This window comes from Blastomonas sp. UPD001, from assembly GCF_003426715.1.
Taxonomy (GTDB): domain Bacteria; phylum Pseudomonadota; class Alphaproteobacteria; order Sphingomonadales; family Sphingomonadaceae; genus Blastomonas.
In genome coordinates this window covers 2,965,256-2,972,701 of the sequence record NZ_QKVT01000001.1, presented here as the reverse complement: position 1 = coordinate 2,972,701, position 7,446 = coordinate 2,965,256, and the positions used below count along the sequence as shown (strand labels likewise).

General features: G+C 64.9%; 8 protein-coding genes. All 8 read left to right on the top strand.

The annotated features are described in order from the left end of the window. On the top strand, nucleotides 1-564 hold a 564-nt coding region (gene cobA, locus DM995_RS15100), incomplete at its 5' end, for a uroporphyrinogen-III C-methyltransferase (RefSeq protein WP_116969944.1). Beyond that, entirely contained in the window at nucleotides 561-851 is a 291-nt protein-coding gene (locus DM995_RS15095) for a DUF2849 domain-containing protein (RefSeq protein WP_116969943.1), read from the top strand. The genes cobA and DM995_RS15095, both read left to right, overlap by 4 nt. Before the next feature lie 4 nt (nucleotides 852-855). Next, nucleotides 856-1,191 carry a hypothetical protein gene (locus DM995_RS15090; protein ID WP_157973231.1) on the top strand — a complete coding sequence of 112 codons (336 nt, stop codon included), beginning with the start codon at nucleotides 856-858 and terminating at the stop codon, nucleotides 1,189-1,191. 21 nt (nucleotides 1,192-1,212) lie between these two features. Further along, nucleotides 1,213-2,847 carry a nitrite/sulfite reductase gene (locus DM995_RS15085; protein WP_116969941.1) on the top strand — a complete coding sequence of 545 codons (1,635 nt, stop codon included), beginning with the start codon at nucleotides 1,213-1,215 and terminating at the stop codon, nucleotides 2,845-2,847. Nucleotides 2,848-3,030: 183 nt separating this feature from the next. Next, complete coding sequence (locus tag DM995_RS15075; protein ID WP_116969939.1) at nucleotides 3,031-3,468, top strand: DUF934 domain-containing protein; 438 nt, start codon at nucleotides 3,031-3,033, stop codon at nucleotides 3,466-3,468. Further along, nucleotides 3,465-4,301 (top strand): phosphoadenylyl-sulfate reductase, encoded by an 837-nt coding sequence (locus DM995_RS15070; RefSeq protein ID WP_116969938.1) that lies wholly within the window; start codon nucleotides 3,465-3,467, stop codon nucleotides 4,299-4,301. Before DM995_RS15075 ends, DM995_RS15070 begins: the two co-directional genes overlap by 4 nt. Nucleotides 4,302-4,571: 270 nt before the next feature. Further along, nucleotides 4,572-5,042: a hypothetical protein gene (locus DM995_RS15065; RefSeq protein ID WP_157973230.1), complete on the top strand. Its 471-nt coding sequence runs from the start codon at nucleotides 4,572-4,574 to the stop codon at nucleotides 5,040-5,042. Between the two features lie 229 nt (nucleotides 5,043-5,271). Then, nucleotides 5,272-7,314 (top strand): amidohydrolase family protein, encoded by a 2,043-nt coding sequence (locus DM995_RS15060; protein WP_232824420.1) that lies wholly within the window; start codon nucleotides 5,272-5,274, stop codon nucleotides 7,312-7,314. The last annotated feature ends 132 nt before the right edge of the window (nucleotides 7,315-7,446 follow it).

The window sequence follows — 7,446 nt, the reverse complement described above, 5'->3', positions numbered from 1 at the left end:
ATCAATGCGCTGCTGATCGAACAGGCGCGCGCGGGCCATGATGTCGTACGCCTCAAGGGCGGCGATCCGTTCATCTTCGGGCGCGGCGGCGAAGAGGTCGACGATTGCCGCGCCGCCGGCGTGCACGTCGAGGTGATCCCCGGCATCAGCGCCGCCAATGGCGCCGCCGCGGCCGCGCAACTGCCGCTGACCCATCGTGACCTTTCGAGCGCGGTGACGTTCGTCGCGGGCCAGTGCAAGGGCCTGACCGAGCAGGACTGGACGGGCCTGGCCGGCAAGGGCCGCACGCTCGTCATCTATATGGGCGTCGCCACCGGCGATGCGATCGCCGAAAAGCTGATCGCCGACGGACTGTCGCCCGATACGCCGGTTGCGGTTCTGGAAAAGGGCACGCGCGCCGATATGCGGACGCTGCGGACCTTGCTCACGGACCTCGGCCCGATGATCGCGCGCGAGCAGGTGGTGAGCCCCGCGCTGATCGTGATCGGCGATGTCGTCACCCGCGCCAACGCGACCGACTGCCTGCCCACGCTCTTTGCCCAGCATCTGGAGGCCGCTGAATGAAAATCCTTACCGGCAACGATCTGAAGACCGGCGACGTCATCTGGTGGGCGGGCGACACTCGCTGGTCGCGCCACCTCGCCGATAGCATCGACGCGGGCGACGAGGCCGAAGCCATCCTCAAGCGCGAGGAAGCCGCCCTGCGCGTCAACGTGCCGTATATCGTCGATGGCAAGCAGACTGATCAGGGTCCGATGGCGCTGCACATCAAGGAGCGCATCCGCGCCTTTGGCCCGACGGTGCGCACCGACCTGGCCATCAACACCAGCATCCCGATCGTGAAGGCCTGAACCCATGCCCTCGCGTCGCGATGCCCTGACGGGAATGGCGGGCCTGGCGATGCTGGGCGGCTCCGCCGCGCCTCAGCAGGCGCTCGACCAGGGGCTGTTCACCGGCTTCTGGCTGGCGCGCTCCGCCCCCGGCTTCGAGGCGTGGGATTATGCGATGCAGGTCGGTTACCCGACCGCGCTGGGTTTTGAGGATGCCGCGACGGCGGCGGGTTTCGAGGCGATCCGCAAGGCCCACAAGACGTTGCTGATCGACGGCGAGGGTCTGGCGCAGCTCGGCCGGATCGTCGGCAGCCAGCGGCTGGACGTGGTCGCCGTTCGCGGCTTTGCCGCACAGGTTTGAGATTTTTCGGAAGGGTACGCGATGTATCAGTATGACCAATATGACCAGGCGATGGTCGATGCGCGCGTCGCGGAGTTCCGCGACCAGGTGCGCCGCCGCCTCGATGGCAGTCTGCCCGAGGAGGAGTTCCGCCATCTGCGCCTGAAGAACGGCCTCTATCTGCAGCTGCACGCCTATATGCTGCGCGTGGCGATCCCCTATGGCACGCTCAATTCCAGGCAGATGCACATGCTCGCCCATATCGCGCGCAAGTACGACAAGGGCTATGGCCATTTCACCACCCGGCAGAACATCCAGTACAACTGGATCAAGCTGGAGGATGCGCCCGACATCCTGGCCGAACTGGCCACGGTCGAGATGCACGCGATCCAGACCAGCGGCAACTGCATCCGCAATATCAGCTCGGACCAGTTCGCCGGCGCTGCCGCCGACGAGATTGCCGATCCGCGCCCCTGGGCCGAACTGCTGCGGCAATGGTCGACCTTCCATCCCGAATTCCAGCTGCTGCCGCGCAAGTTCAAGATCGCGGTGATCGCCTCGCCGAATGATCGCGCGGCGATGCGGCTGCATGACATCGGCATCGAGCTGGTGAAGAATGCTGACGGCGTGCTGGGCGCGCGCTGCTTTGTCGGCGGCGGCATGGGCCGGACCCCCATGATTGCGCCGATGATCCGCGAATGGGTGCCGATCGAGGAGCTGATCAGCTATGCCGAAGCGTGCCTGCGCGTCTACAACCGCTATGGCCGCCGCGACAACAAGTACAAGGCGCGCATCAAGATCCTGATCCACGAACTGGGCGCGGACGAGTACCGCCGCCAGGTCGAGGAAGAGTTCGCGCACATGAAGACGCTGGGGCTCAACCCGCCCGCAGCCGAGCTCGAGCGGATCAGCGCGTTCTTCCGGGACCCGCCGTTCGAACAGGGGCTGAGCGACGATATCGACCGGTCGGACCCCGATTTCGCGGTCTGGGTCGATCAGAACACGCATCCGCACCGCGTGCCGGGCTATGCGTCGGTCACGATCAGCCTCAAGCCCGCTGGCGGCATTCCGGGCGACGCCACCGCCGAGCAGATCGACCTGATGGCCGAGCTGGCACGCGACTATGCCTTCGACGAGCTGCGCGTCACGCACGCGCAGAACATCGTGCTGGCGCATGTCCGCAAGGCCGATCTCTACGCCATCTGGCAGAAGCTCGACGATGCAGGCCTCGCCACCGCCAATCTCGACCTGATCGGCGACATGATCGCCTGCCCGGGCCTCGATTATTGCAGCCTCGCCAATGCGCGCTCGATCCCGGTCGCGCAGAAGATCTCGGAGCGGTTCGCCGATACGGGCCGGCAACGCGAGCTGGGCGAGCTCAAGCTCAAGATCTCGGGCTGCATCAACGCCTGCGGGCATCACCATGCCGGGCATATCGGCATATTGGGCGTCGACAAGAAGGGGCTGGAAAACTATCAGCTGCTGCTCGGCGGATCGGCCGCGGAGGATGTCTCGCTGGCGAAGATCGTCGGCCCCGGCTTTGACGAGGATGGCATCGTGAATGCGGTCGAGACGGTGACCAACGTGTATCTGGGCGCGCGCCAGCAGGGCGAACGCTTTGTCGACACCTATCGCCGCATCGGCATGGAGCCGTTCAAGGAGGCGCTTTATGGCTGACGCATCCCAGGCCCATCTCCCTTCCCCGTTTGTCCCGAGCCCTTCGATGCCGCCTGTCGGCGTCTCTCAGGATGAACTTCAGCCTCTGGCTGAAGTCGAGGGACGTGATCGCTACCGTTTCGCCGACGTCCCTCGACACGCTCGGGACAAACGGATTTGGGTGCGCACTGCAGGAGAAGCGGCATGACCACACCCCAGATCCTCTATCGTGACGAACCTGCGGTCACCGATACCGCCATCCCGCTCGCCGAGTTCACTGCCGGCACCAACTCGGCCGCCGTGCGCATCGAGCCGGGCGAGGACGCGCGCACGCTGTTGCCGCAGCTCGATCAGCTGCGCCTGGTCGAGGTGAACTTTCCGAGCTTCGGCGACGGGCGCGGCTTCTCCAGCGCGCAGATCCTGCGCGAGGCCGGTTACAGGGGCGAGCTGCGCGCGGTGGGCGATGTGCTGGTCGACCAGTTCGTCTTCCTGCGCCGCTGCGGCTTTGACAGCTTCGCGCCCGACCGCCCGCTCAACGCGGACGATGTGAAGGCGGCCGAGGGCTTTTTCCCCGAATTCTACCAGAAAGCGAGCGACGGCGTCGCCGCGATCTGGGCCAAGCGGCATCAGGTGGCATCATGAAGCAGACCGAAATCACGCCCCAGTCTTCCATCAGCGCCAGCGCCGCCCCGCGCCAGCGCGACCGCATCGATGCGGGACCGCGCTTCACCGAGCGCGATGCCATCCGGCTCAACAACATGTTCCGCGGCACCGATACGGCGGAGATGATGCGCACCGTCATCCGCGACGGGCTGGTCGGCGATCTTGCGATCGTCTCGTCCTTCGGTGCGGAGAGCGCGGTGCTGCTGCACATAGTGGCGTCGGTCGATCCTTCGCTTCCGGTGCTGTTCCTCGACACTGGCAAGCATTTTCCCGAGACGCTGGCCTATCGCGATACCCTCGTCGAACGGCTGGGCCTCACCAACCTGATCCTGCTCTCGCCCGATGAAGTAGACCTTGCCAAGCAGGACGCCAATGGCCTGCGCTGGTCCTACGACCCCGATGGCTGCTGCGAGATCCGCAAGGTGCGTCCGCTGGCCAGGGCGCTACTCGCCTATGACGGCTCGATCACCGGGCGCAAGGGCTTCCAGTCCGCGACCCGCCAGGGCCTGCCCCGGTTCGAGATCGACACGTCCGATGCGCAGGGCCGCTTCAAGCTGAATCCGCTGGCGAGCTGGACCAAGGAGATGCTCGACGGCTATTTCGCCGAACACGATCTGCCGCGCCACCCGCTCGAGGCGCAGGGCTATCCCTCGATCGGCTGCGCACCGTGCACCAGCAAGGTCGCGCCCGGCGAGGACCCGCGTTCGGGCCGCTGGAAGGGCTGGGACAAGACCGAATGCGGCATCCATAGCGAGGTGACACCGCTGCCGGGGGTTCGCAACGACGACGGATCGAACGACCCGGTCTTCTGAACCCGCCACACCCGGACAGATAGGCTGCGTCTATTGCTGCGCAGCATGAACGTCTTTCGCCCTGCGGTTGACAGCCGGGCCCGCCACCCCCATTGTCTGTTGCAGCAGGCCGGGCCCCTCTGGCGCAGCAATTTCCAATGCTGCGTGATGTCGGACTGCTACGGGATGCGCACCATCCCGGGCTTCCGGCCCGGTCACTCGATCGACAATTCCCCGATCGAAAACCCAGCGCATCCCGACCAATGCACATCCATTGGAAAGGACAATGCCATGAAAAATATAAAGGCCGCCACGATCGCGGCTCTGTCAGTCGCAGGACTCAGCCTCCCCGCCGCCGCTTCCGAATTCCAGCACATCCGCCATCAGGTGAATGTGCCGCATGGAGAGCGTGAAGTGACCGCGGTCTATCAGCCCAAGACGATGGTCAGCTACCGCCAGGTCGGCAACATGACCCCCAACCGGCCCAGCACCGCGCGCTGCCTGTGGAAGGCCGAGATCATGGTCGAACGGCATCTCCAGGCGCCCGCAGGCCGGGGCAGCCATGTCGTGCGCACGCTGGTTCCGGCCAAGCTGATCGAGGGATCGACCAATGGCCGCTGCGCGCAGGGCAAGGAGCAGGTGAGCGATACGCTCGCCCGTCGCGCCGATGAGGTGCAGGCGCATGTGCTCGCGGTCGCCGCCGAAGACCGCAACGCACTGATGGCCGAACTCAGCATCGCCACAGGCAACCCGGCGAGCTGACCTATCCCAATCCTCCCCCAGCTTGCCTGGGGGAGGTGGCAGCCCGCAGGGCTGACGGAGGGGCAAATGCGCCTCGGGCAGCGCAACGCCCCTCCACCATTCGCTTCGCGAACGGTCCCCCTCCCCGAGCAAGCTCGGGGCGGATTTTGGGCATGTCCCCCGCTTGCCATCCCTTGCCCGCTAGCCCATTGTCTGCGCAGATAAAAATCCTCGCAGGGAAGGACTGGCCATGGCCGCTAAAGCACTGAAATTCGGTTCCATCGCGCTCGCGCTCGCGATCGCCCCCTTGGGGCTCCCCGCGTTCGCGCAGGAGGCGACCGAGAATTTCACCGTCATTATCGGCGGCACCAATGTCGGCCATCTCGATGTCGTCCACAGTGGCGACACGGTGAAGATCGATTACGACTACAAGAATAACGGCCGTGGCCCGACGATGAAGGAAGAGCTGAAGCTCGACCCCAGGGGCATGCCGATCAGCTGGAAAATCACCGGCAACTCCACCTTCGGCAATGCGATCAACGAAAGCTTCACCATGCAGCGCGGAACCGCGCGCTGGACCGACTCGACCGGCTCAGGGACTGCCAAACCCAAGGGCCAGGCGATCTATGTTGCGCAGGAAGGCAGCCCCTGGGCGGCGGGCCTCTATGCCCGCGCGCTGCTCGCCGATGACGACCGTTCGATCCCCGCGCTGCCGGGCGGCGCGCTGAGCCTGGCCGAACTGGAAAAGGTGCAGGTCACCGGCACCAGCGGCGCGATGTCCGTCACAGCCTATGCGCTGTCGGGCAACGATCTTGATCCCAGCTATTTCCTGCTCGACGACAAGGGCGCGCTGTTCGCCGCGATTTCCCCGCGCGCCGTGTTCGTGCGCAAGGGCTTCGAGCGCGAGGACATCAGGCTGCGCGATCTCGCGGTGAAATATTCGACCGAACGCTTCGTCAAGATGCAGGCCAAGGCAGCGAACACTTACAAGGCGCCGGTGCGCATCACCAATGTGCGGGTGTTCGATCCGGTGGCGATGAAGCTCACCGAACCGAAAAGCGTGCTGGTCAGCGGCCGCCATATCTCTGCCGTGCTGCCCGCGAACAGCCCCGCCACGCCGGGTGAGGTGACGATCGACGGCGAAGGCGGCACGCTGGTCCCGGGCCTGTACGAGATGCACGGGCACATCGGCCAGGAAGACGCGATGCTCAACGTGCTGGCGGGCATCACCTCGGTGCGCGACATGGGCAACGAAATCGACGTTCTCGACGGGCTGATCGAACGGATCGACAGCGGCGTGCTGGCGGGTCCGCGGATCATCAAATCGGGCTTTATCGAGGGCAAGTCGCCGTTCAGCTCGAACAACGGCATTTTGGTGAACAGCCAGCAGGAGGCGATCGACGCCGCACGCTTCTATGCCGCGCGCGACTATCAGGCGATCAAGATCTACAACAGCATGAACCCCGAATGGATTCCGGCGCTGGTCAAGGAAGCCAAGGCGCTGGGGCTGCATGTCATGGGGCACGTCCCTGCCTTCACCAATGCCGATGCGATGATCGCGGCTGGCTATGACGAGATGACGCATATCAACCAGGTGATGCTCGGCTGGGTGCTCGAACCCGGCGAGGACACGCGCACGCTGCTGCGCCTGACTGCGCTCAAGCGCCTGCCCGCGCTCGATCTCAACAGCGGCCGCGTCAACGCGACGATCCGTGCGATGGTCGACAACAAGGTGACGATCGACCCAACCTTCGCCATCCATGAATCGCTGCTGCTGTCGCGCAACGGCGTGATCAACCCGGGCATGGCCGATTATGTCGACCACATGCCCGTCGGCGTGCAGCGCAGCGCGAAACAGGCCTGGGCGAACATCTCGGGCGCGGCGGACGACAAGGCCTATCGCGGCGCCTTCGATCAGGTCGCGGCGACGATCCGCAAGATGCACGAATCGGGCATCTTCCTCATCCCCGGCACCGATATGGGCGGCAGCTTCACCTATCACCGCGAGCTGGAACTCTATCAGAAGGCCGGGATGACGCCCGCGCAGATCCTGCGCCGCGCGACCTATGACATGGCGCAGTATCTGAAGCAGGACCAGTCGCTGGGCAGCATCGAGAAGGGCAAGTACGCCGATTTCTTCCTGATCCAGGGCGATCCGACCAGGGACCTGAAGGCGATCAAGGCGATCCGGCTCGTCGCCAAGGACGGCGTGTTCTACTATCCGAGCGAGGTCTATCCCGAATTCGGCATCAAGCCGTTCGCGACCAAGCCCAAGGTGAAGCTGCCGAAATAAGCGAAGAGAAGAGAGCTATCTCCCTTCGTCACCCCCGCAGAGGCGGGGGTGACGCTTCGCGCCAACGCTGCGCCGATAGCGGGATTCCCTGAGTTCACGGAACAAGTGCAACACCTGCTAAGATGGTGTTGC